This window comes from Aquirufa originis, assembly GCF_042714495.1.
Lineage (GTDB): Bacteria > Bacteroidota > Bacteroidia > Cytophagales > Spirosomataceae > Aquirufa > Aquirufa originis.
In genome coordinates this window covers 564,003-587,031 of the sequence record NZ_JBBKXY010000002.1, presented here as the reverse complement: position 1 = coordinate 587,031, position 23,029 = coordinate 564,003, and the positions used below count along the sequence as shown (strand labels likewise).

24 protein-coding genes are annotated in these 23,029 nt (G+C 30.7%); all 24 read right to left on the bottom strand.

Annotation, left to right across the window (positions count from 1 at the left end):
* Positions 1-552, bottom strand: a complete 552-nt coding sequence (locus SKC35_RS07970; RefSeq protein WP_377978882.1) for a sugar transferase — start codon at positions 550-552, stop codon at positions 1-3.
* Positions 549-1,430: an NAD-dependent epimerase/dehydratase family protein gene (locus SKC35_RS07965; protein WP_377978881.1), complete on the bottom strand. Its 882-nt coding sequence runs from the start codon at positions 1,428-1,430 to the stop codon at positions 549-551. Before SKC35_RS07965 ends, SKC35_RS07970 begins: the two co-directional genes overlap by 4 nt.
* A 9-nt stretch (positions 1,431-1,439) precedes the next feature.
* Positions 1,440-2,687: a glycosyltransferase family 4 protein gene (locus tag SKC35_RS07960; protein ID WP_377978880.1), complete on the bottom strand. Its 1,248-nt coding sequence runs from the start codon at positions 2,685-2,687 to the stop codon at positions 1,440-1,442.
* Positions 2,669-3,808 carry a non-hydrolyzing UDP-N-acetylglucosamine 2-epimerase gene (wecB, locus tag SKC35_RS07955; protein WP_377978879.1) on the bottom strand — a complete coding sequence of 380 codons (1,140 nt, stop codon included), beginning with the start codon at positions 3,806-3,808 and terminating at the stop codon, positions 2,669-2,671. Before wecB ends, SKC35_RS07960 begins: the two co-directional genes overlap by 19 nt.
* 2 nt (positions 3,809-3,810) lie before the next feature.
* On the bottom strand, positions 3,811-4,929 hold the full coding sequence (locus SKC35_RS07950) for a polysaccharide biosynthesis C-terminal domain-containing protein (protein ID WP_377978878.1): 1,119 nt from the start codon (positions 4,927-4,929) through the stop codon (positions 3,811-3,813).
* A 34-nt stretch (positions 4,930-4,963) separates the two neighbouring features.
* Positions 4,964-5,998 carry a polysaccharide biosynthesis protein gene (locus SKC35_RS07945; RefSeq protein WP_377978877.1) on the bottom strand — a complete coding sequence of 345 codons (1,035 nt, stop codon included), beginning with the start codon at positions 5,996-5,998 and terminating at the stop codon, positions 4,964-4,966.
* Positions 5,982-6,767: an AglZ/HisF2 family acetamidino modification protein gene (locus SKC35_RS07940; protein WP_377978876.1), complete on the bottom strand. Its 786-nt coding sequence runs from the start codon at positions 6,765-6,767 to the stop codon at positions 5,982-5,984. The genes SKC35_RS07945 and SKC35_RS07940 overlap by 17 nt, the downstream gene beginning before the upstream one ends.
* Before the next feature lie 3 nt (positions 6,768-6,770).
* A complete protein-coding gene (hisH, locus tag SKC35_RS07935; protein ID WP_377978875.1) occupies positions 6,771-7,385 on the bottom strand; it encodes an imidazole glycerol phosphate synthase subunit HisH in 615 nt (204 codons plus the stop codon).
* On the bottom strand, positions 7,382-8,521 hold the full coding sequence (locus tag SKC35_RS07930) for an N-acetyl sugar amidotransferase (RefSeq protein ID WP_377978874.1): 1,140 nt from the start codon (positions 8,519-8,521) through the stop codon (positions 7,382-7,384). The genes hisH and SKC35_RS07930 overlap by 4 nt, the downstream gene beginning before the upstream one ends.
* Before the next feature lie 293 nt (positions 8,522-8,814).
* Entirely contained in the window at positions 8,815-9,438 is a 624-nt protein-coding gene (locus SKC35_RS07925) for a NeuD/PglB/VioB family sugar acetyltransferase (protein WP_377978873.1), read from the bottom strand.
* Between the two features lie 52 nt (positions 9,439-9,490).
* Positions 9,491-10,588 carry a DegT/DnrJ/EryC1/StrS family aminotransferase gene (locus tag SKC35_RS07920; protein WP_377978872.1) on the bottom strand — a complete coding sequence of 366 codons (1,098 nt, stop codon included), beginning with the start codon at positions 10,586-10,588 and terminating at the stop codon, positions 9,491-9,493.
* On the bottom strand, positions 10,578-11,561 hold the full coding sequence (locus SKC35_RS07915) for a Gfo/Idh/MocA family protein (RefSeq protein ID WP_377978871.1): 984 nt from the start codon (positions 11,559-11,561) through the stop codon (positions 10,578-10,580). The genes SKC35_RS07920 and SKC35_RS07915 overlap by 11 nt, the downstream gene beginning before the upstream one ends.
* Positions 11,554-13,047 (bottom strand): NDP-hexose 2,3-dehydratase family protein, encoded by a 1,494-nt coding sequence (locus tag SKC35_RS07910; protein ID WP_377978870.1) that lies wholly within the window; start codon positions 13,045-13,047, stop codon positions 11,554-11,556. The genes SKC35_RS07915 and SKC35_RS07910 overlap by 8 nt, the downstream gene beginning before the upstream one ends.
* Positions 13,007-14,431 carry a lipopolysaccharide biosynthesis protein gene (locus SKC35_RS07905; RefSeq protein WP_377978868.1) on the bottom strand — a complete coding sequence of 475 codons (1,425 nt, stop codon included), beginning with the start codon at positions 14,429-14,431 and terminating at the stop codon, positions 13,007-13,009. Before SKC35_RS07905 ends, SKC35_RS07910 begins: the two co-directional genes overlap by 41 nt.
* Before the next feature lie 40 nt (positions 14,432-14,471).
* Positions 14,472-15,449, bottom strand: a complete 978-nt coding sequence (locus SKC35_RS07900; protein ID WP_377978866.1) for a glycosyltransferase — start codon at positions 15,447-15,449, stop codon at positions 14,472-14,474.
* Between the two features lie 32 nt (positions 15,450-15,481).
* Positions 15,482-16,552 carry an O-antigen ligase family protein gene (locus SKC35_RS07895; RefSeq protein ID WP_377978865.1) on the bottom strand — a complete coding sequence of 357 codons (1,071 nt, stop codon included), beginning with the start codon at positions 16,550-16,552 and terminating at the stop codon, positions 15,482-15,484.
* Between the two features lie 126 nt (positions 16,553-16,678).
* Positions 16,679-17,542: a 6-hydroxymethylpterin diphosphokinase MptE-like protein gene (locus tag SKC35_RS07890; protein WP_377978863.1), complete on the bottom strand. Its 864-nt coding sequence runs from the start codon at positions 17,540-17,542 to the stop codon at positions 16,679-16,681.
* Positions 17,527-18,300, bottom strand: coding sequence for a glycosyltransferase (locus tag SKC35_RS07885; RefSeq protein WP_377978862.1), 774 nt, complete (start codon positions 18,298-18,300; stop codon positions 17,527-17,529). The genes SKC35_RS07890 and SKC35_RS07885 overlap by 16 nt, the downstream gene beginning before the upstream one ends.
* A 43-nt stretch (positions 18,301-18,343) precedes the next feature.
* A complete protein-coding gene (locus SKC35_RS07880) occupies positions 18,344-19,114 on the bottom strand; it encodes a hypothetical protein (RefSeq protein WP_377978860.1) in 771 nt (256 codons plus the stop codon).
* Positions 19,115-19,161: 47 nt separating this feature from the next.
* Complete coding sequence (gene pseI / locus SKC35_RS07875) at positions 19,162-20,187, bottom strand: pseudaminic acid synthase (protein WP_377978858.1); 1,026 nt, start codon at positions 20,185-20,187, stop codon at positions 19,162-19,164.
* Complete coding sequence (locus SKC35_RS07870; RefSeq protein WP_377978857.1) at positions 20,174-20,659, bottom strand: GNAT family N-acetyltransferase; 486 nt, start codon at positions 20,657-20,659, stop codon at positions 20,174-20,176. The genes pseI and SKC35_RS07870 overlap by 14 nt, the downstream gene beginning before the upstream one ends.
* The gene (locus SKC35_RS07865) at positions 20,646-21,206 is read right to left on the bottom strand and encodes a GNAT family N-acetyltransferase (protein ID WP_377978856.1); all 561 of its coding nucleotides are present in this window, start codon (positions 21,204-21,206) and stop codon (positions 20,646-20,648) included. The genes SKC35_RS07870 and SKC35_RS07865 overlap by 14 nt, the downstream gene beginning before the upstream one ends.
* On the bottom strand, positions 21,181-21,882 hold the full coding sequence (gene pseF / locus SKC35_RS07860) for a pseudaminic acid cytidylyltransferase (protein ID WP_377978854.1): 702 nt from the start codon (positions 21,880-21,882) through the stop codon (positions 21,181-21,183). The genes SKC35_RS07865 and pseF overlap by 26 nt, the downstream gene beginning before the upstream one ends.
* On the bottom strand, positions 21,872-23,026 hold the full coding sequence (gene pseC, locus SKC35_RS07855; protein ID WP_377978852.1) for a UDP-4-amino-4,6-dideoxy-N-acetyl-beta-L-altrosamine transaminase: 1,155 nt from the start codon (positions 23,024-23,026) through the stop codon (positions 21,872-21,874). The genes pseF and pseC overlap by 11 nt, the downstream gene beginning before the upstream one ends.
* Between the last annotated feature and the right edge of the window lie 3 nt (positions 23,027-23,029).

Sequence of the window (23,029 nt, the reverse complement as noted above, 5' to 3'; positions counted from 1 at the left end):
CTATTGAACAATTCTATCTCCAAAGCCTTTTCCCAAAACCGTAAGCAGAATGTATTTAAAATATGCAATATTATTAAACTCCGCTATCATTTTAGCATCGGTTTCAGCTAGCAATCTGGGCGTTGACATGTCTATCTTTTTAATTTGCGAAAGTCCGGTAATTCCAGGACAAACATTATAAACACCTCTCATTGACCTTTCGCTGATCAATTCATCTTGATTAAACAAGTTGGGACGAGGACCTACAAAACTCATATCTCCCATCAGCACATTTAGCAATTGTGGTAATTCATCTAACTTAGTCTTACGCAAGAAACTACCAAAAAAAGTAATGGAATTCGCCTGTGCTAGGTGAGTTGCAACAGATGGAGAATTAATATTCATAGAACGAAACTTCATCAAGGTAAATGGTTTTAACCCTCTCCCTACTCTTTCTTGATGAAATATAGGAGAACCGGTTTCAAAGAATCCAATTATGAATAACAATAAAAATATTGGACTCAATAGTAAAAGACCAATAAATGAAAAAAGAATATCAAATAATCTTGTCAAAACGAGGAAAAAGATTGAAAGGTTTTTATTAATCCCTCATTAGATGAAACTGGCAATTGCTTACCTAGGGCTTTTTTAATCTTAGCATTACTTACTATGTAACTCTCAGTAAGTTTCTGTAAGCGTTCAGAATTTAGCGGTAATTTTAATACATCGCCAACACTTGCTAGCACCTTTATGAGGTTTTTACTGAGATTCAAAATCCTGGCTTTCTTTCCCTTAGATGAGGCAATCATCTTAATTACTTCATTTGTAGATAAAGGAACATCATCTGCTACATTATACACTCCAGATGGGATATCTTCTCTTTCTATTAATTCCTTAATTATAAAGCAAAGATTTTCAATTGATAGGTAGGATCGGGAGTTTTTAAATAATCCTAAAGGCCAAGGAAAACCTTTAGAAACCAAACTATATAGCAAATTAAGATTCCCTTTATTCCCCGGGCCATGAATCATACAAGGACGTAATATATAAACTCTTTTGCCATCTGGAATTGGCTGAGAAAGAATGTATTGCTCTGCTAATAATTTACTCTTTCCGTAGTGAGTAATCGGATTAGGTGTAACATCTTCGGTCAATTCACCAGCAACTTGATCTGCTACGGCTTTAACAGAGCTTAGTGTAATAAATACTTTTGCTTCCGAAATTAAGAAAGCATCAAATACCTCTTTAGTTAATTCTGTATTTACTTTGTAATATTCATCAGAAGATGAAACATTTTTTAGATCGTGGGCTTTGCCGGCTAGATGAATTACAATATCATCGCAAATTTCAGGTTTTGAAAGCCTTGTATAAAACCTAAAATTAAAATCTAAATTATTAAACAAATATCGCCCAATAAAACCACTACCACCTGTTAAAAATAAGCTCTTCATAATTACTCTTTATAAAGATTGAAGAAGATTAGCGTATTTAGACACAACGACTTTCTTTGAGTAGTTTTTTATGATTTCCGCATATCCATTATTGCCTAACCTTTCTCTCAATTCTTTATCAAAAGCTAATTTCCTAATTGCTTGAGTAAAATTGACATTTCGATTATTCGTAATAAGTTCTGAGCAATTTTTATCCTTTAAAAAATTATACAATGGAGTATTCAGCCCTGTCACAACTATAATGGGCTTTGCACATGCCATAATTGTATATACCTTAGATGGGAATCCTTCTTGCTCCATTTGCTGATTTATAGCAATAAAGTGTATATCAGCATAATTATTTATCATAGGTATAAGTTCTCTGCTTTGATAAGGGAAGACGCGGACATTACTTAAATTTTGTTTCTGAACTTCTATTTCTAGAAACTCCTTCTGAACACCTTCTCCAATAATCCAAAACTCAATATTTTCTTCTAATAACTCTCTAGCTGCAAACAAAACAGGGCCCCAATCTTGGAAAAACCCGATATTTCCTGCATAGAGAATTTTAATTTTTCCATTATCGCTCCCAAATACAGCTGGTAAGTCTTGCTTTTGATTTAATGGTTTATATAAATCAGTATCAACAAAATTTGGAATGATTTTCAGTTTGCCTATTTCAGAAAATCTTGAAGAAATTGTAGCATAAAACACTTCATCAATTGTAGTTACTGCCGCCGAATAATTATAGATACATTTCTCGAATTTCTTCAGTAGGCTAATTATAATTGGTGATTTTAAATTCCCTTGATTGATCAATAAATCTGGATAAATTTCTTGTACATTATAAATAGCTTTCGCTCCTTTAAATTTTGCAATCAACAAAGAGATAAAGCCAATACTTAATGGGGGAGACGGGCTAAGTACGAAATTGATTTTTTTTATCGAGACGCCGATTATAAATGATAATACATGCCAATATACAAATGACACTAATCTCTTAAATGTACTTTTATATTTTTTAAGCGGTATATGATATACCTTAATACCTTTAAAGTCACTTTGGTAATAAAAACCAAATAACTTTTTACCAATTGGTTGCTTTACTAATTCAGACTCAATTAAATTATAATGTGGAGTCGTTGTTAATACAATAACTTCAAATCCATTTTCAATAAGACCTAAAGCAATATCATTATACAAATAAGCAGTTGATACGCCATCTGGACTAAATACAAGTGAGTGTATTAAAACCCTTTTTAAATCCCTTCGCTCCAAACTACTCTTTTGATATAATCAACATAACTAACAATTATTCGAACGACTTTATCTGAAACATTTGGCATAGAATAATCTGCTACATTTCTAAATGATCTCTCATCGCCTCTTTTTTGTGTATCTAGCTGAATTAATCCTTGTAATATTCTCTCAGGATTTAGCCCAACCATCATAACAGAAGCTTCTTCCATTGCTTCAGGCCGCTCGTGTGCTTGCCTTATGTTTAACGCAGGGAAATTCAAGATGGATGACTCTTCTGAAATTGTTCCACTATCTGATAAAACAGCTTTAGAGTGTAATTGCAATGCATTGTAATCATTAAAACCTAAAGGTTTTAGTAGTTGTATATTATTATGCAATACAATTCCTTTAGCATCGATCATTTTTCTAGTTCGCGGGTGCGTACTTACAATTATGGGTAAGTCATATTTTTCAGCTACTAAGTTTAGACTAGTAACTAAACCCTTAAAATTCGACTCACTACTTATGTTCTCCTCTCTATGAGCAGATACAACAAAATAGTTATTGTGCTCTAATGATAATCGCTCTAAAATATTTGAAGATTTAATAGATGGCAAATAATGATTCAGTACTTCAAACATCGGGGAACCTGTTTTGATTATTCTATCTGCAGATAAGCCCTCCCGTAAAAGGTATTCACGCGCAATATCGCTATACGTCATATTTATGTCTGAAATATGATCAACAATCTTACGGTTAGTTTCTTCAGGAACACGTTGATCGAAACAACGATTACCTGCTTCCATATGAAATATGGGTATATGTCTTTTTTTGGCAGGAATTGCACATAAACAGCTATTCGTATCTCCTAAAACTAAAAATGCATCTGGTTGTAATTCTTCTAACAATGGGTCAATGTTAATTAGAATTTTTCCAATAGTTTCTGTGGCAGTAGTTCCTGCGGCATTTAAAAAGTAATCAGGTTTACGAATCGCCAAATCATCAAAAAATATTTGATTCAGCTCATAGTCATAATTTTGACCAGTATGAACAATTACATGTTCAATTGCATCAGAGTTGTCCAAGGCATTCATGACTCTTGCTAATCTAATAATTTCAGGCCTTGTGCCTACAACAGTCACTACTTTTAACTTATTCATAATTATACTATTTCGAAATATGTATCAGGATTATTCGGATCAAATGGTTCATTAATCCAAAAGATGGTGTAAAGAGTATCATCCCCAATATTTTTAATATTATGGGTATACCAAATTGGCATATCAACATAGGCTGGATAATCACCATCTAAATAAAATTCATGAACATCTTCAGTTCCAATTCTTCTTAACTGAATTAATGCCTTTCCTTTTATAACAGCAAATCGCTCAATTTTTCTAGTGTGATAGTGGTTACCTCTTGTAACTTCAGGCAAGGTTGTAGAAAATGATGTTTGACCTGGAATTCCCTGCCGAGCAATTTCTACAAATCCTCCCCTAGCATCTAAGTGTTGTACAAATTTCTTAGGAAAATAGGATGCAATATCCATATAACAACGATAGGTGTTAAAAAGCCTAAATTCAAAGTCATTATTAAGAGCAGGAATCTCGCCTGTTTCTTGATAGGTGTTTTGAAAATAATTTAATTTGACTAATATTTCCGAAACTTTTGCTTCTGCAGTATGGGGAATAAATAATTCATGGGTATTATCATTATCTCGAATGATTTGAATGATTTTTTCAACCAATTCGCCAACATATATCAATTTCAAATCTCCATCAACATCAATTTTGGGTGTTTCCCCATTAGCAATTTGATGACAAAATGTAGCAACTACTGAATTATAATAGGGTTGACCAAATGGTCCAAATACATTGGGTATAATTAAACCAGATAATCTCCCATTATTCTGCCTTGCCCAATCTGAGAGGAGCTTTCTTCCCTCTTTTTTAGATTTACCATAGAGATTTTCACGCTCTTCTTGTGTAGACGATGAGATGATTAAATGAGCTTTACTTTCGGTTCTTTCTAAAGCTTTAACTAATTTGTTTACTAAAGACACATTAGTTTCATAGATAACTTCAGGCTCATTATGACGATTTAAAGCCGCCAAGTGAATAATTACATCACATGAAGAGACGAAAGCGTCTAATTTTAATTGCTCATTAAAAAAGTTTTTTTCAAATTCTACTAATGAGAACTCTTCTTTAAATTGATTTATGGTGTGGCATAAATGATATCCAATAAACCCACTTTTCCCTGTGATGCCAACCCTAATCATGATGATTTATATAATTGAATATTAAAAATTATAATTAAACCATAAACTCATCAACCTCTTCAGCAAACAGTTCTTTTCTTACAATTGCCAATTTTGAAATAAGAGCTTTCACTCCATCAACATCTAATCTATCTGTATTGTGAGAATGATAATCCTCAATTTCAGCCATGCTCTTCTCTCCCTGTGAAAAATACATAGAGTAATTTAAATCTCGATTATCAGCAGGTATTCGATAGAAATCTCCCATATCCTCCGCCTTTACCATCTCTTCTCTTGTACATAGCGTTTCATATAATTTCTCTCCATGACGCGTTCCTATAATATTAATGTCATTCTCAACTTTTGCTAATTCTTTTATAGCTTTTGCCAGTTCTCCAATGGTTGCTGCGGGGGCTTTATTTACGAATAAATCCCCTTGATTTCCATTTTCAAAAGCAAATAAAACCAAATTAACCGCGTCATTTAAACTCATTAAAAAACGAGTCATATTAGGATCGGTAATTGTTAAAGGAAGACCACTTTTAATTTGATTGATAAAAAGTGGAATAACAGAACCTCTAGATGCCATTACATTTCCATATCGTGTTAAACAAACAATGGTATTTTGGAGATTTCTTGACTCGGCAATTGCAACTTTTTCCATCATTGCTTTAGAAATGCCCATGGCATTAATTGGATAAGCTGCTTTGTCAGTACTTAAACAAATCACTTTTTTAACACCATTAAAACCTGCAGCACGTATAACATTATGTGTTCCTTCCACATTAGTTTTTACTGCCTGCATTGGAAAAAACTCACAAGATGGAACTTGCTTCAAAGCTGCAGCATGAAATATATAATCAACTCCTCGAGTTGCTGGTTCGATACTATCATAATCCCTAACATCACCAATGAAAAATTTCAACTTGGGATTCTTCAATTGATTACGCATATCATCTTGTTTTTTCTCATCACGAGAAAAAATTCTAATTTCTTTAAAATGGTCGGTACCCAAAAAACGTTGTAATACCGCATTTCCAAAAGAACCTGTACCTCCTGTTATTAAAAGAACTTTATTCTGTATTTCCACAACTGTTGATTTTAAAAATTTTATTTTTTTCTATTTGGGTAGGATAATTGATTAATACCGCTTTATAAGGCCCTTTGAATACAAAAAGACTTCCTGAAGCTACTCCTATCACTCCATGTTTTTCAATAACTTTTTCTATATCAGCTAGTGATCCCGCACCACCTAAAACTGTCAAAGGGATAGAAATCGTTTCAGCTATTTTATCAATCAAATTAATATCATACCCCTTCATTACGCCATCCTGGTCAATAGAATTGATGATAATTTCACCAGCTCCTAACTGTTCTAATTCTTTAGCGAATTTAATGGGATTAATTCCGGTAGATTTTTTACCATTGTGAGTGTAAATTTCATATCCACCCAATAATTTTTTCTTAATATCTAAAACAACAATAACACTCTGCGAACCTACACGATCAGCTATTTGAGTAACCAGTTGAGGGTTTTGAATAACTGCACTGCTCAAAGCAATTTTTTCTATACCTAGACCAAATATTTTTTGAGCTTGTTCAACAGTCTTTACTCCACCGCCATAGCATAAGGGCATTCGTGACTGGTTAGCTAATTTTTCAATTAAAATATAATTTGGTTCTTTATTAAGAGCTGTAGCATCGATATCAAAAATAGCTAATTCATCAACCTCCTTTTCATTAAATATTCGAACCGCATTTATGGGATCTCCTACATATTTGGGAGATTTAAAGTTTACTGTTTTAACTAAGCCCTTTTCGTGAAGCAATAAACTTGGAATAATTCTAGGACGTAACATTCTTTAGAGCTTTGCAAAGTTATGTAATAATTTTTCACCGTATTGATGACTTTTTTCAGGATGAAATTGAATTCCGTATATATTGTCTTTATTAACAGCAGCAGAAAAAGATAAACCATAATCAGAGACAGCGATACTCTCTTCTGGATTATTACATTTGAAATAAAAAGAATGTAAAAAATAAAAAATAGCTTCTTTTTCTAATCCAATAAAGAGCGGATGGTTAATAATTGGAGTTACATCATTCCAACCCATGTGAGGAAGTTTAGTACGTTGCTGAATTAAGCTTTCATCAAATTTTAAGATCTCCGCATTAATCCATTTTAAGCCTTCTAATTTACCTTCATCACTCCTATTTCCCATCATCTGCATGCCTACACAAATGCCTATAATTGGAACTTTTTTTTCAAGCACTAGCTCATCTAATTTTTCACGCATTCCTGAAGCATTCAGCTGAACCATTGCATAATCGAATGATCCAACTCCTGGCAAAATCAGTTTTTCTGCATCAGCCAAATCTTCTTGCGTTTTAGCAATCTTAGTGGGAATATTTAGTCTTTTATAAACATTTTGAAAGGCAAATATATTTCCAACACCGTAATCTATTAGTGTAATCATCTAAAAAGGCGTTTTTCAAGTCCAAGTTTTTGCATCATTTTAGCCCCCAAACCTATCAATTTAATTTTATTTTTATAATCATGAAAAGTTTTATTTTCACCATCAAAAATTGCTTGTAACTCTGCTCTAGTTAAGTCTAATTTATCCGCAACATAGTCGAATTCCTTTTGCAAAAATTCTTCTGGCAATTCAGGTTTAGAAATACGCACCAATGCCTCATCACGAGTCATTTGTCCAGTTAAAATTAAGCTAGAAAAATGTGCCCGACGCTTTTCGAATCCAAATTTTCTTGGAAGCCAAAAATCTTCGTAAAAACGTGTAAAACGTGATTCGTGATGCTTATGCTGAAACGGTTCCCATCCAAATTTGTCCATCAATAATTTTTCGGCATCTACCTTAAAGTATGGAATTAAATTAAGTGGCTTAAAAATCTGCATTCCTAAAATATATCTGTAATATAATTTATAAGAAAGTATATCAACTAAAGGAAATGTCTTTAAAGGTCTTTTGCCGAATTTAGAATGAATGTCCTTTATTAATAAAGTATCTATACCAGGAAAACCACCCCACTCCTCAGGTTCTCTGCAGCACTCGGTAGAAAAATTGCCTCCTGTCAAGACGTATTTGATTTTATTCTTTTTAGCAAACTTATAAAGACCGGAAAAGAATGCATAATCTTGGGGTAAATCTTGATCGGCAATTTGAGATTTTAAAAAGGCAACCTGTAAGTCTTTCATCTCCTCCCAATTTATAACCTCTGTATATAGATCTAAGCCTAATCCATTACATAATTTCTCTATATTACCAACAGCTTTATCTGTATTCCATCCTGCATCAACATGAAATAATAACGGCCTCAAACCCATTATCTCTTTTGCAACATATGCTACATAGGAGCTATCTAATCCGCCACTCAAACCTATTATACAATCAAAATCTTTACCTTTTCCTTCTTGTTTAATGTTATCAGAAATACGCAATAATTGATCTTTGCCAAGATTGTTTGTATGCCAATTGGGTAAAATATTATTTTGAAAATTATAGTAATAATCTGATACTCCGTCACTATCAAAAATTATATTTGGATCGCTTGTATCCATAATAGTTTTTGAACAGATTTTATAAGAAGGATTCATCTTAAATATTTATTTGATAAGTTTATTAAAATATATAAATCAGTGTATTTTGCTAGATAAATGGGGATTACTAAATTCTAATAAATAATTGCCCCGAAACAAAAAGTAAAAAAATCTATAAAAAAATTCATACATGATTTATACCTAATTCGACAGTATACACCTTGAAAAAATATTTTAGCTTTTACTGAGGGCACCAGAGTGAATAAAGAAACTTATTTTAACGCTATCATCTATCAGAAAGCTTACTAACTAGAAAATATGTATCTTTCCGTTGAGCCTATTAACTTGAATTAGAGCTTCTTTGTAACGCTTCCATGGATAATATATGACCCAGGTTCGAGTATGTTTTTAGTGACTATAGAACCCATACCTAATGTTACATTATCTCTAATCCAAGTTTTTTCTCTAACAAGAGATCCTGCTCCAATAAGACTTCTTTCTCCAACTCTTACATTTCCACAAAGAACTACACCGGGTGAGATATTACAGAAATCATCAACAACACATTCGTGTGAAACGATAGCTCCTGAATTAATGATACAACATTTCCCAATTCTTACATCAGCTGTCACTATCGCGCCTGATGCAATATAAGACCCCTCTTGAATGTCCGAGTTTCCGACTATGCTCTTCGGGTCAATGATTGTTGCGAAAATGAAACCTAAATCTTTCAAATTTTTGAAGAGTCTAAATCTAAAATCAATTTTGCCGACTGCGATGTGTGGCAAGTGTAATTCCTTGTTTAGCTCTTCGATGCTTCTAATGGGAAACTCATACAATTTAGAGCCTTCCTCGACATACTCAGGTTCAACGAAGAATCCAGCCAGTTCTAGTGGCTGTGAATTACTGCACCTCATAATTGAGTGATATACTTCTTTGGCATGTCCACCTGCTCCAATTATGGCTAACTTCATAGAGTTAAAATTTAATTGCTTTTATCAAATTTCACATAGACTTAAAACCATATTAATTTTCATTTCCCGCTAATAATATAATTTCAGTGATCTTGTTAATTTGTTCATACGTTAACGACCAGTATAAAGGTAAACATAAGATTCTTTTAGCTATATCCTCAGCAATTAACATTGGTTGATAAGGGACAATTGCATTAAACGTATTTACAGCAGGATAAAAATATCGTCTCGGATAAATATTTGATTCAATTAGTGCCTTTTCAACTATCAATAACCTTTTTTCAGAATCGGTTATTATTGGGAAATAAGAATAATTGGTTTCACCAAAAAGATTTTTTTGGAAAGTCAGAAAATTTGTACCACTAAGTTTGTCCAGATAATATAAGTATTTCAATTTTCTATCAGTTAAAACTTCATCAAAATACTTCAAATTAGCAATTCCTAAAGCCGCATGAACTTCTGTAAGTTTTCCATTAAAACCTTCCTCAACAATATCTTTAGAATCATTATGCCCAAAAAAACGTATTCTTTTAAGCTTTTGATAAATTTCTGAATTAGTCGTGATACAACCTCCACCCTCTGCAGTATTTATTAATTTCGTTGCGTGTAGACTAGTTGCAGAAATATCCCCATATTCTAAAAGACATTTCTTATTGTAAGTTGAACCTACTGCATGTGCAGCATCGTAAATTACTTTTAATTTATATTTCTTGGCTATTTGATTAATAGTATCAACATCACATGGATTTCCAAAAACGTGGACTGGCATAATAGCCACTGTTTTATTAGTGATTTTCTCTTCCAATTTACTTGGATCCATATTAAGCGTAAATGGATCGATATCACAAAATATTGGAGTACAACCTTCCCATTGAATTGCGCTTAAGGTTGCAACCCAAGTAAACGGAGTAGTAATTATTTCTCCTTTTAATTCGAGAGCTTTAATTGCCATCTGCAAAGCTAATGTGCCGTTAGCAACTGACACAAAGTGTTTGATACCTAAAATTTCGCTAATCCGACTTTCAAACTGTTGCACTAAAGGTCCATTATGAGTCAGTATACCTCTATCCCATACTCCTTTCAATAAATCATTAACCTCTTCTAATGGGGCTAATGACGGTTGTGTTACATAAATTGGCTTATTTGACATATGCATTATCTTTTATTTCATTCAACAATCGAGCTTGATCCAAATTTTGAATATGCTCTATTTCTAAATTATCCTTAGTTTTAATTAAATTATAAAAGTGTAGTAACATATTTTCAAAATGGTTTCCACTTGGAGCTTTGATAATTTCATTACCAGAAGAAGTCTCTACCATAATTTCAGGAATAAATTCACTAGGTGCAGTAAACAATCTATTAGTAGTTAATCTTCCTTTGCTACCCCATATTTCTATACCACATTGATAAAAATTGTCGAATCCAAAAGCTAGTTCAGAAAAGATTCCACTTTTTTCATCTTGAAGGTATGCTCCCCCCCAAATATCAACTGAATAATTTGTTTGAAAATTTAAATTAGAAGCTTTAACTTTTAAATTCGTACCTAATAATATTTGTGAAATTTTGGTAGTATAAGCTCCTGCATCCAATAATGCCCCTCCACCCAATAGTTCATTATATCGAATATTATTTATATCAGAAAATGGAGGAAATCCAAAGGATGCCCTTAAAGATCTCATTTCCCCGATTTTACCACTGAGTAAAATTTCCTTAATAACATTAATTTGTGGATGGAATCTAAATTGAAAATTTTCAACTATAACGAGACCTCGACTTCTTGCAATTGATGTCAAAAATTCAACTTCTTCATAAGAGCATCCCAAGGATTTTTCAACTAGTACATTTTTATTATTATTAAGTGCTTTTTCAACATATTCTAAATGTAATGAGTTTGGCAATGGAATATAAACTGCTTCAATCTCATCTTCTGATAATAAATCATCATAACTATTATAACCTTTTGTACGAAATTTATCTGCAAATATTTCAGCTTTACTGTTTGACCTGCTCGCAATACCCGCTAATACAAAATTTGATTTCATTGCATTAATTGCTGGAATAACTAATCTTTCAGCAATACTTGCAGTACTTATGACACCAATCCTAACCAATTTATTCATTAACAATAGATTTCTTAAAACTTAATGCAGCTAACAAGCTACGAGCCTGTATATTAATATAATTATTATACCTAATAAAAGTCTGTATTTGATTTAATGTCATCCAAATAAAATTATTAGGTAACTCTTCGGAAATTTCCTCACCAGCCCAAACTAGCATGTTTCTGTTCTGTTCTTTAAAAAAGCGTCCCCCTTCTTCGGATTGAAAATTATCAAATATTATTTTCTTTTTATCTACATTAAGAACATAGTCCAAATAAGGTATACTTGACGAATTGGAGTTTCTATAATTACCAGTTAAACATTGAACAGTAGGCGCAAACTCAATAATATCAAAATTACCACATTCTAATTTCGCTTGCACTGCAAAATGTAACATCCCATTAATTTCTTTACAAATAAATGCACACAGTCCCTCTTGGGCGGGCTCAACCATAGGCTGAGTCCAACTATTAACTTCTCTATTCCCGATACTAACTTCAACAGCAATTATTTTAAAGTATTTTTTTTCAGCATGTTCAATTACATCTTGACTTATAGACCAATTTTTAACCTCTATAAGTGGTATTCTTTTGACATTTAATTCATAAAAACACTTGTGTCTTGTTACAAAATTAATTATGCTATCAAAGCTATTAACTGCTGATTCCGAAGATAACATCGACTTAAGAACTTTTGCTTCAAAGGAAATTGGATTTAAATAATCTCCAATAAAAGTAAACAAATCAATTTGCACATCTGAATACGTACCATAGGGAATTCCCGAAATAACAGTTCTCGTATCCATATTAACCAAATTATCGTAAGTCATCAATTCCTTAATTTGAGCTAACGTAAGCCATATAAAATTTTCCTTTAATTGAACTTCATCTTCAATTTTGATGATAATATTTCTATTTCTCTTTCTTAAAAACCTGGCTCCTTGCTCAGATTGTAATTGATCAAGAAGAATTTGTTCTGGCTTTGCATTGATAAAATATTCTAAATAAGCTGGTGATTTACCTTTGTGTGCTTGTGTATAATTACTTTTTGTTGCTTGTAAAGTTGGGGACAATTGCACAAAATTTATGTTTCCTGGCTCAATCTTCGCCTGTAACAAAAAATGTAAAACTCCATTAAATTCTTTAGTAATAAAACCCAAATAACCAATTTCAGGTTGATTAATGATTGGCTGATCCCAAGTTGACACCTCTCCCCAATTTGTCTTAACTCTTAATCCATCAATAGTAAAAAACTTACCGGTATTATGCCCAATTCTACAGAGGTTTTTATCAAAACTCCACATATTAAGATCAGAAAATGAAATCTTATTTATTCTTACAGACACATTATCATTTTGTTCTTTTATCCAACTAATAACACCACGAGTAGTTACAAATGGATTTTCAAAAGAAAAAGCACTTTTAAGAAACATTCCTTCAGTATAAGCTATATTCACAAAAATTCTATTTAAAATTAAAATTGTCTTTAAGTAAGATAATATCATTCAAAGAATTTAATCTTAGAACAAAGGCAGACAAGAAATATAATACAAAATAAATAACAGGATAAATCAAAAGAGAGAAATTTCCAATATTAATGTAACTACCAAAAACATATACTATAAAAAAAATTAACCCATTTATTAAAACTAAAGGCATAAAATCAGACAACTGGTCCCAATAATCAATTGCTAGATATTTCTTAGTTGGATAAAACATAATAATGATTGAAACAAAAGCAACAACTAATTGACCAACAACTATTGCCTTCACGCTGAAAGGAATCGTAATAAGTAATACAACTACTCCAATAATTTTTTTAATTAGTTCATACTTTAAAGTTACATTACTATGACCCATAGCATTAATGTAATAAGTTATTTTAGTGTGCAAATGATGTAACCCTAAAATAACTGAGAACATATTTAAATAAAATACACTTCCAATCCACTTTTCAGTAAAAAATATTCTAACAAAGTCAGAAGACACAAGTATTACAATAGATATGCATGGTAAAACAATAAAATTTAAAACTCGTGAAACCTTTCTATAAATATTAGCATTATTTACATTTATTGATTTTCTTTTGGCATAAAATGGAAAAAAGACACTTGATATTGTTGCATTTAAAGTTGCACTGGCAAAACTAGGAATTTGTCTACCCAAATTATAATTACCAAGAGTGCTATTGGAATAATATTTTCCAATTGACAACGTAAAAAAACTTTTATTTAATTCATCTAATAAAGCAGTAATTAAAATTTTATAGGAGTAGTTTAGAGAACTTATAGCATGATTGATATTAAAAGTTAAACTAGGTATTGGGACGTAAAAAGAAAAACAAATTACAATACTAATAATTGAACCTAAAAAATTATTTAATATTAATGAATAAATTCCAAATCCAAAGTATGCTAAAACTATACTTGCTATACCCGAGAAAAATAATGGAATAGATGTCACATAAAACATCTTTTTAAAATCTAAATCACGCTGCAATATGCTTATTTGAATTGAATTTATAGAATTAAAAATAACGAGTGGAGTTGAAATTCTAATTAAGAATACAAGATCAAATTCTGTGGAGTATAGTAATCCGATGAAGGGAGCTGAAAAATAAAGAATAGTGCAAATCAAAATTCCTAATGAGGAACTTAATATGTAAATAGTGTCAAATTTTTCTTTATTATAATCTGTATTTTGGATTATAGCAGCACCAAGACCTGCGATAGCAAAAATATTTGAAATATTAACAAATACTAGTATGATAGCAATAACACCGAAATCTGTTGGGTTCAATAATCTTGCAAGTAGAAAATAAATAATCAGTTGAACACCATTTGAAAAAATTCGAGTGAATAAATTCCAAGACATTCCATTGAAAGCCATTCTATTCAAGGGTAAAGTATTAGTCATTCTTTAACAAAAATTATTTTTTGAAAAATTTAATTATTTGAGAAAAAATAAATTTTGGAATTTTGTTAATGTTTAATAATATGTAATTAATAAACTTTTTTCTGTCGTCTAATAATTTAAATACAAAAACCATGACGGACCAATTATGTTTATTAGGATACTTGACTAGATAAAGTATGGACCATGCTAGAAAATTTTCAACTCTTGGTGCGTACCTAACAGAGACATTATATTCAATCAGTGCAAATTTTTCTAACTTCTCTAGATATAATAGTCTATTCTTAATTTGGTTTTTTCCATTTACGGTAGACTTATAATTCGAACCATTTTTTCTTACAATAATTCTGTGTGCGGCCATATTATCATCCATTACAAATATCCTGCCATTTAATAGTAACAATAAATTTAGGGTAATATCACCGATAAAAGGATGAGCTGATTTTACAATTTCGTAAATATTTCGATTATGAAAATACAAATTTCTAAATACAAGCGACCCGAGCAAGCCAGAGTATATATAGTTTTCAAAATGTTCTAATTTATACTCACCTGATAAAGGTCGACCTAGTCCAAAATACTCATTAACTATTTCCGCCCCTTTCTCATTAACTACTTTGTATCTATGTGTACAAGCTATAATTGAGGGATTTGAATCTAAAAATTCAACTTGTTTTTTTATTTTAAAAATATCAGTCCAAAAATCATCTCCCTCCAAAATGGCAATATATTTACCTTTACACTGCAATAATAATTGGTACAAATTCTGAGTTGGACCTATATTTGTATCCTGTAATATTACATTAATTAAATCTGGATATTGCTTTTGATAATTAACAAGTATACTTACAGTCTCATCAGTAGAGGCATCATCACTAACTAATATCTCACATTTATATGAATGCTTTTGATTTAATACACTATCAATAGCCTCAGAAATAAATTCTGCATGATTGTAGCAAATTATAGCTATGCTAATATGAAATTCTTCCAATTAAATATATATTTCTAATAAATAACAAACATCTACTTTTCAATACTTTGAGGTCTGTAATGACTTAAAAAAATTAATATGAAAAGAAATGTAAAATCTCGCATAAATGTTTGAAAAAAGGATAGAACAATAAAGAGAAAGAACATGTATCTCAAATCAAAATTTTTAATCTCTTTAATTTTTAAAAAAAGAAAAGATCCAAACAATAATATCCCTAAAAGGCCGTAACGAAGTGTAAATTCTAAAACAAAATTGTGCGTGTGACCCCAATCCATTAATGGTTCATAATCAATTTTAATATATGAAAGTTGCTCTATAGTATTTCCACCATAGCCAAATAATAAACTCTGTTTTATATATGCTATACTAGTGTAAAATATATCGATTCTATCAAATGCACGTAAAAATTTGAAATCATTTTCATAGTTAATTAATACATTAAAATAAAAAACTAATGTAATTAAAGAGGAAATTAAAATAAAATTAATATAGCGTCTAATTTTTCTAATTACTGGTAAAAGTAACACCCCAGACATGCCAAGAATCGCTCCTCTTGATCCTGTTAATAATGCGGCAAAAATTATAATTAACAAGAAAATTAATGAATAATTCATCTCTCTAACTAAGTACAACGATAATATTAAAATTAGTGGAATAGTATTAGGCCAGCCAGGGAAATAACTATTCATAATTTCATTCCATTTGAAAAATTCAAAGTTTTCTGAGGAAAATAAAAATACAAATATGATAATTAAGCTTAATATAGTGGTGAGTCTAACAAGCATTTTTTTTATTAAAAAAAAATCAAGATCTATAAATAATATCAAATATAAATATTGAAAATTATATAAAAATTGTGGAATACTTCTTAGTTCAAGTTGCTTAAAAAAAACTGCATAAATTACAGTGTTTAATGTGATATACCCTAAAAAAATAAATAATAAAAAAGAAGTTTTTCTGGAACTGATGAACTTAAATCGCCTTGAAATAGAAATTTGATTCAAGAAGCCGATCAAAAAAATAATATTAGAGATATAAATTTGTCCTAATTGATAACAAAAAACTATAAACAGGGATAGACTTTTTTGTAAAGTTCGAATCATTCTGATAAATTTCTTAAAATATTAAGCATTGCTGAATGGGTAAAATAAGGTTCTTTTATATCTAAATTATTTTCAGGCATTACATAAATATTTTTTGAAGTATATTCATTATTAGAATTAAGATAATTATTTGTAAATATCTAAATTATGATCCTTTGAAAAAGCATCAACAAGTCCTTGGCAATCCAAGTTAATGATTGGATACTTTTCAAATTTTTCAAGACCTGAAAATAGAGTACTTATATGAATTAAAAGTGATGACATCGACTTATGAAAGTTTTTGTCTACTTTCCTGATAGTATTCTCGCCTATTTCATTCGTATAAAAGTGTTTATCTTCAAAATAAATTTCATTTTTATGATTACATTGATAATTTTTGAAATAATCGTTATCAAATCCGCAAATGTAGATTTTAGAATAACCCATATAGCATGCCAAACTTAGAGCCTTATACAATGTCATTGAAACATAAGGTCGTGGCTTCGTTAAATCAGCAACATTACTCGAAAAAAGATCAATTGTGTCATTGAAAATAAATGAATTATTATGTCTGCTAACATACTTTGAATATCTATGTGGGTAAAAGCATGGAATACCCATCTCTTCAATATTTCTTACTACTTTCAAATTTTCATCATAAACAAACGAAGAATTATGTTTATGAAAAAATTTATCATCACTTATAAAATAGTAATCGGGCTTTATAACCTGACCTAGATTACTGTTAATAAATGAATTACCTGCAAACACATCAAATCCTTTGTCTTTATATATTTTTATCTTATTGATATCAAGCTGACTAATTGAAGGCCCGCCAGCAAATACAAACGCTGATTTTCCTACCTTAAGATTTTTAAAGGATTTGATTTTCTTGATTTCAAAATAATTTGGAATTACAAAATAAAAAAATTCTGCAAATCTAAGTACCTTAGAAAGTATATAGAATCTTAAAAAACTCCAAAAACTTAAGTCATTTAATAGAACTTGCATAACCTTTTTAAAATAATACGTTTAGTAATAATAATAATTGACAAGAAAAAAATTAATCTACTATTAATTTTTGAAATTAATTTTCTCGAAATTACACTTGCATTTCCACCATGAATTCTCCTAAATAAAATTGGCTCTTCAATGTGAACAATTCTATTAATGATAATTGCAGATTTAGCTATCCACAAATCATGTGATTCAATAATTATAGGGAAAGGGAGTATTAATGATCTTAACTCTTTAGAAAATGCCATGGTACATCCATAATATGGTGCAGTCCCACTAAAAATTTTAAATAGATTTGATATAGATTTTTTTGAATCGCATTTTTTTAAATTACCAATTAATGGTTCTGTTTCTAACCCATTATTATCAATGTAAATAGCATTCCCAGCTAATAGAGAACCCTGATTATTATCTAGCGTTGATAAAATCAACTTTAATCTTCCGTTTATCCAAATGTCGTCCTGATCAGATAAAACTATTACTTGATTATTTGCCAATTCAATAGCTCTTTCAAATGAACGATTTACTCCTAAATTTGAATCATTCTTTACTAATTTTATTCTTTGATCATTTAGATTTAGGATTGTTTTGAAACTATTATCGGTTGAGCAATCATCAACAATTATCACCTCGTCTGATATTTCAAGTTGAGCTAAAATTGAATTTAATTGTTCAAGAATAAATTTATCTCCATTGTAGCAAGCGAGGCAGACACTTACACTTTTATTTGACTTCAAAAAATTATCACTCATTAAAATAATATCTTAAAAAGTTTATTCAAGGAATTATAAATTATTACTTCCATATAAATCCTTTGATTCTAAGGAATCGCAAAACATAATTTGTCCCAAATAGAAATCCTTTTATACACAAATCTATTGGACCTTTTTTATTAGACGGCTTAGTAGATAATGAAATTGTGCCAGTGCACAAGTCAACAGGTTTTTCTCTTCTCTTTTTTTCAATAACTACAATACTATCATAAAAATGAATTGAGTTAGTTGATTTTGTGAAATCAGTTATCTTCAAAGAATTTTGTTTTGAATGAAATCCATATAAAGAATCAATTAAATTTTTTGTATACTCGATAAATGTACCGCTTCGCTTGTAACCTCCCCCATATGGTAACCAATAAGACGTATGAACGTCTTCACACAAAAATATTCCATCATTTTTTACATGCTCAAACATTACTTCAAAAGTGGTAATTTGCTGTGACATAGAATGGCCGCCATCATCAATTAAAATGTCTAATTGAGGTATTGATTGCTTGACTTGATTTAAAAAAATCTTATCACTTTGCGAACCAATAAAAATTTTTACATTCTCACTTTCAAATTTTTTGCACTCTGGATTAATATCAATACCGAAAATTTTGGCATTAGGTCCAAAATAATTTTTCCACATTTCAATGCTTCCTCCATTGGCTACACCAATTTCTAAAATCACTACATTAGGTTGTTCTCGATACTTATTAAAGTATCTATCATAAATATCGAAATAATGCTCCCATTTATTAATTACACGTCCTTTATTATTAAGGAAATAACTTTGTAAATCATTCATATACTTATTATGTTTTATAAAAAATGGTGTTAATGGGATAGTTTTTTCTATAAAGTAAATCTATCTCCTTTTTTGAAGTTTTTTTTTGCCTTTGAACCTAACGCTTGGTCATAGAATTTAGGATGTAATCCAAAGCCAGGTCTAACACTTTTCACATTTTCTTTTGTTATTAATTCTCCTTCACTAATTTCTTTCACCGCATACAAAGACCTTGAGAAATTCCTGCCATTTAACTGTTTTTCAGTCAGAGTATAATCAACGTATCCAATTGCACTTTCTGCTTCTCTTATGGTTTTAACCATTTCTCCAAATTCTTTTTCATTCATTGAAAATGAAGCATCAGGTCCGCCAATAGAGCGATCTAAAATAAAGTGTTTTTCAATGATTTTAGCACCAAAACAAATGGCAACTAAGGGGACTGTTGATCCCATTGTATGATCTGACAGTCCTGAAACTACACCAAAACGAGATTGAAAGTCTTTTACCATTTGCATATTCGCTTCTTCAATTGGTGCTGGGTAGCTTGATGTGCATTTCAATAATGCAATATTGTAATTCCCCATTTTTCTACATGCACCTAATGCTAATTCAATATCATCTAATGTTGCTATGCCTGTAGATAAAATAATTGGTTTGCCTTTGGAAGCAACATATTCAATCAAAGGAATGTCCGTTATCTCAAAAGAGGCAATTTTATAGGCAGGCACATCTAATTTTTCTAAAAAATCAACTGCCGTAATATCAAAAGGAGAAGAAAAACATATTAGACCTTCCTCTTTAGCGACTCTAAAAATTTCCTCATGCCATTCCCATGGCGTATAAGCTTCTTGATAAAGCTGATATAAATTTTTCCCTTCCCAAATAGTTCCTTTGATTAGAAAATCATCTTTATTTGAATCAATAGTTATGGTGTCAGCAGTGTATGTTTGTATTTTTATACAGTCCGCACCAGCTCTTTTTGCGGCCCTAACTGTTTCAATTGCAATATCTAAACTTCCATTATGGTTAGCAGAAAGCTCAGCTATCATAAAAACTTTGCTTTCAGCATTTATTTCAAAATTACCTATCCTCATAATTTATTTTTTTTATAAAATGATAGCTTATAAAGTTTTCATTCTCAACCATATTCATAAAGTGAAATCCAGCATTTTCAAAGGCTAATTTAGAACTCAAATTATTTTCTTTTATATAAGCATTTATAATAAAATTTGGATTGGACTTAAAAAATAGATCAGTAACAAGAATTAACATTTCTTTTGCATATCCTTTACCTCTATTGTTAGAATCTATAGAAATACCAATTAGCGCTTCATTATCTGTTTGTTTTTGGATACGCACTTGTCCTATATCTTCCCCGTTTGAGTTTTGACAAATACACATAAAATATGCTTCATTTTTAAGTGCTAATTCAAACCATTCTTTATGTTTTTCTAAATTTATGAAACTAGAGTTATAAGACTGTTCCCTAACATGAGTATCGTTTGCCCAATAAAAATACATTTCCATGTCTTCAATCGTAGGTTTTCTCAAACTAAGCATACTCATTTATTTTTGAATTAATTACAACATCTAAATAACTACCGTCAAAGTAGCAATGTTCTTTAAGACGAGCTTCTTCATGAAAGCCCATCGCTTCTAATACAGGGTATAAATGAGGTCTAAGATCAAATGCATAAGTGAAGATCTTGTGGAATTTTAAATCTTTAAATGCTACCATCTCAAGAAGTGTTAGATATTTTTTCCAATTGAATTCAAAACTATCTTTCTCCAGCTCTGTTCTCATAATAAAAGATATTTCTGCATTTTTATCCACCCAATTGATATGAACTAACCCACCATATCCTATACATTTATTGCCCTCTAAAAATGAAAACAATATTTGATTAGGCTGATCTTGTTGAAAAGTTTTTGCCAAAACATTTCCAAAATAATTGTCTTGGGCTTCTTTTGTTAAAAGTTCATTTTGACGTAAATGATATAACTGCTCATTACGCCATTTCATAATTTCAAAGCGATCTTCAAATCGTATGGGAACTAACGAAAAAATTTCATAATTGAACACTTGATTATTTAATACTTTGTAAATATTCATATTTTAATTCTGCAATTTTCCAATCATGAATGTTATCAATATCTTGAACTTCCAAGGAGCTTAAAAGTAATCCTCTTGTGAATGGAGTAATTATTTTATTATGAGTAAATAATGATTTTGTTTTGATCCAATACCATTGACCCGCATCATGAAATACTTGAGGTAGATCCTGTGATCTTGAATCTTCAAATTCATCCCAATTAAATGACAAATAACTATTTTCATTTTCTTTTAGACTTCGCCAAATTGTGTAATCAAAGCTAGAAATAGGAAGTACCGAATCTACTTGTTCTTTATTTAACAATTCAAACCCCTCTATCAACCTGTCTGTATTGACAAAGGGTGCAGTTGGATAACAACAACATATATTATCATACTCAAACCCATTTTCCGAATAATTTTTAATGACTTCAATTAAAACTTCAGCAGTTGTAGCAAAGTCATTTGAATTTTTTTCTGTTCTAAAAAATGGAACATTAGCTCCACTTTTTAATGCAATATTTGCAATTTCACTATCATCTGTTGAAACCATTACTTCTTCAAATAGACCTGATTTCAACGCTTGCTCAATACTATATGTTATGATTGGTTTACCTAAGAAATTTTTAATATTTTTTCTAGGAATGCGCTTGCTACCCCCACGCGCTGGTATAATACAGATATTTCTAGAATGCATAAAAATTGCGAATCTGATCAATTACAAATTCTTGTTCTAAGTCGGTTAATGATGGATACATTGGAAGACTCAAACATCCTTTATAATATTTTTCGGCAAATGGTAAATCACCGTTTTTCCAACCATACTGTTTATAATACGGCATTAAATGAGCAGGAATATAATGGATTTGAACAAAAATATTTTTCTCTCTCAGGTAGTTGACTAATTCCGATCTTCTATCTACCTCTATAATGTACAAATGATAGGCATGCCCATCAATAACACCTGATTGATGTTTAATAAAAGATAAATTTTTGAATGCGCTTTCATATTTCTTAGCAATCTCTTTTCTCCTTAGAAGACCTTCGTCAGCTCTTCCCAATTGACTTAAACCCAATGCTGCTTGAAAATCAGTTAACCGATAATTATATCCTAACTCTTGCATTTCATAATACCAAACCCCATGGTTTTCAATCTTTTTTTCTGGATCTTGCTGAATTCCATGTGTTCTTAAATTTAATATTTTTTTATACAGAATTTCATCATTGGTCGTTATCATACCACCTTCCCCAGCAGCAATGTGTTTAACAGGATGAAAGGAGAAGATTGACAAATCTGCATATGCCCCTGAGCCAGACATTATTTTCTGATTTGCCATATTATTAAAATATCCACCAGGAGAATGACAAGCATCTTCAATAATCCAACAATTAAATTCATCTGCCAAAGCTCTATAAGCTTCCATGTCCACAACTCTACCTGCAAAATTAACAGGGATTATTCCTTTGATTTCCTTATTAATGTCATTTTCCAGTATTTCTCTTACTTTATTTATGTCTAATAAATAGGTTTCAGGATCTATATCAGCAAAGACAACTTCACCTCCACAATAACGCACGCAATTTGCAGAAGCAACAAAAGTTATTGGTGTAGTAATCACCTTGTCGCCAGGCTTAATGTTTAAAGCGATTGCATTTAAGTGCAAAGCAGCTGTTCCATTTGAAACTGCTATTGCAAACCTTGCACCTACATACTTAGCAAAAGCATCTTCAAACTGCTTTATGCTCGGACCTTGTGTTAAAAAATCAGATTTCAAAACATTTATAACAGCTTGTATATCTTCATCAGTTATATTATGCCTGCCATATGGTATTTTTTTCATAGC

Bases quoted from the DNA above. Each gene is read 5' to 3' on its own strand.
- SKC35_RS07965 (WP_377978881.1), bottom strand. From the start codon at position 1,430: ATGAAGAGCTTATTTTTAACAGGTGGTAGTGGTTTTATTGGGCGATAT.
- wecB (WP_377978879.1), bottom strand. From the start codon at position 3,808: ATGAATAAGTTAAAAGTAGTGACTGTTGTAGGCACAAGGCCTGAAATT.
- SKC35_RS07950 (WP_377978878.1), bottom strand. From the start codon at position 4,929: ATGATTAGGGTTGGCATCACAGGGAAAAGTGGGTTTATTGGATATCAT.
- SKC35_RS07940 (WP_377978876.1), bottom strand. From the start codon at position 6,767: ATGTTACGTCCTAGAATTATTCCAAGTTTATTGCTTCACGAAAAGGGC.
- hisH (WP_377978875.1), bottom strand. From the start codon at position 7,385: ATGATTACACTAATAGATTACGGTGTTGGAAATATATTTGCCTTTCAA.
- SKC35_RS07930 (WP_377978874.1), bottom strand. From the start codon at position 8,521: ATGAATCCTTCTTATAAAATCTGTTCAAAAACTATTATGGATACAAGC.
- SKC35_RS07925 (WP_377978873.1), bottom strand. From the start codon at position 9,438: ATGAAGTTAGCCATAATTGGAGCAGGTGGACATGCCAAAGAAGTATAT.
- SKC35_RS07920 (WP_377978872.1), bottom strand. From the start codon at position 10,588: ATGTCAAATAAGCCAATTTATGTAACACAACCGTCATTAGCCCCATTA.
- SKC35_RS07915 (WP_377978871.1), bottom strand. From the start codon at position 11,561: ATGAATAAATTGGTTAGGATTGGTGTCATAAGTACTGCAAGTATTGCT.
- SKC35_RS07910 (WP_377978870.1), bottom strand. From the start codon at position 13,047: ATGATATTATCTTACTTAAAGACAATTTTAATTTTAAATAGAATTTTT.
- SKC35_RS07905 (WP_377978868.1), bottom strand. From the start codon at position 14,431: ATGGCTTTCAATGGAATGTCTTGGAATTTATTCACTCGAATTTTTTCA.
- SKC35_RS07895 (WP_377978865.1), bottom strand. From the start codon at position 16,552: ATGATTCGAACTTTACAAAAAAGTCTATCCCTGTTTATAGTTTTTTGT.
- SKC35_RS07890 (WP_377978863.1), bottom strand. From the start codon at position 17,542: ATGCAAGTTCTATTAAATGACTTAAGTTTTTGGAGTTTTTTAAGATTC.
- SKC35_RS07885 (WP_377978862.1), bottom strand. From the start codon at position 18,300: ATGAGTGATAATTTTTTGAAGTCAAATAAAAGTGTAAGTGTCTGCCTC.
- SKC35_RS07880 (WP_377978860.1), bottom strand. From the start codon at position 19,114: ATGAATGATTTACAAAGTTATTTCCTTAATAATAAAGGACGTGTAATT.
- pseI (WP_377978858.1), bottom strand. From the start codon at position 20,187: ATGAGGATAGGTAATTTTGAAATAAATGCTGAAAGCAAAGTTTTTATG.
- SKC35_RS07870 (WP_377978857.1), bottom strand. From the start codon at position 20,659: ATGAGTATGCTTAGTTTGAGAAAACCTACGATTGAAGACATGGAAATG.
- SKC35_RS07865 (WP_377978856.1), bottom strand. From the start codon at position 21,206: ATGAATATTTACAAAGTATTAAATAATCAAGTGTTCAATTATGAAATT.
- pseF (WP_377978854.1), bottom strand. From the start codon at position 21,882: ATGCATTCTAGAAATATCTGTATTATACCAGCGCGTGGGGGTAGCAAG.
- pseC (WP_377978852.1), bottom strand. From the start codon at position 23,026: ATGAAAAAAATACCATATGGCAGGCATAATATAACTGATGAAGATATA.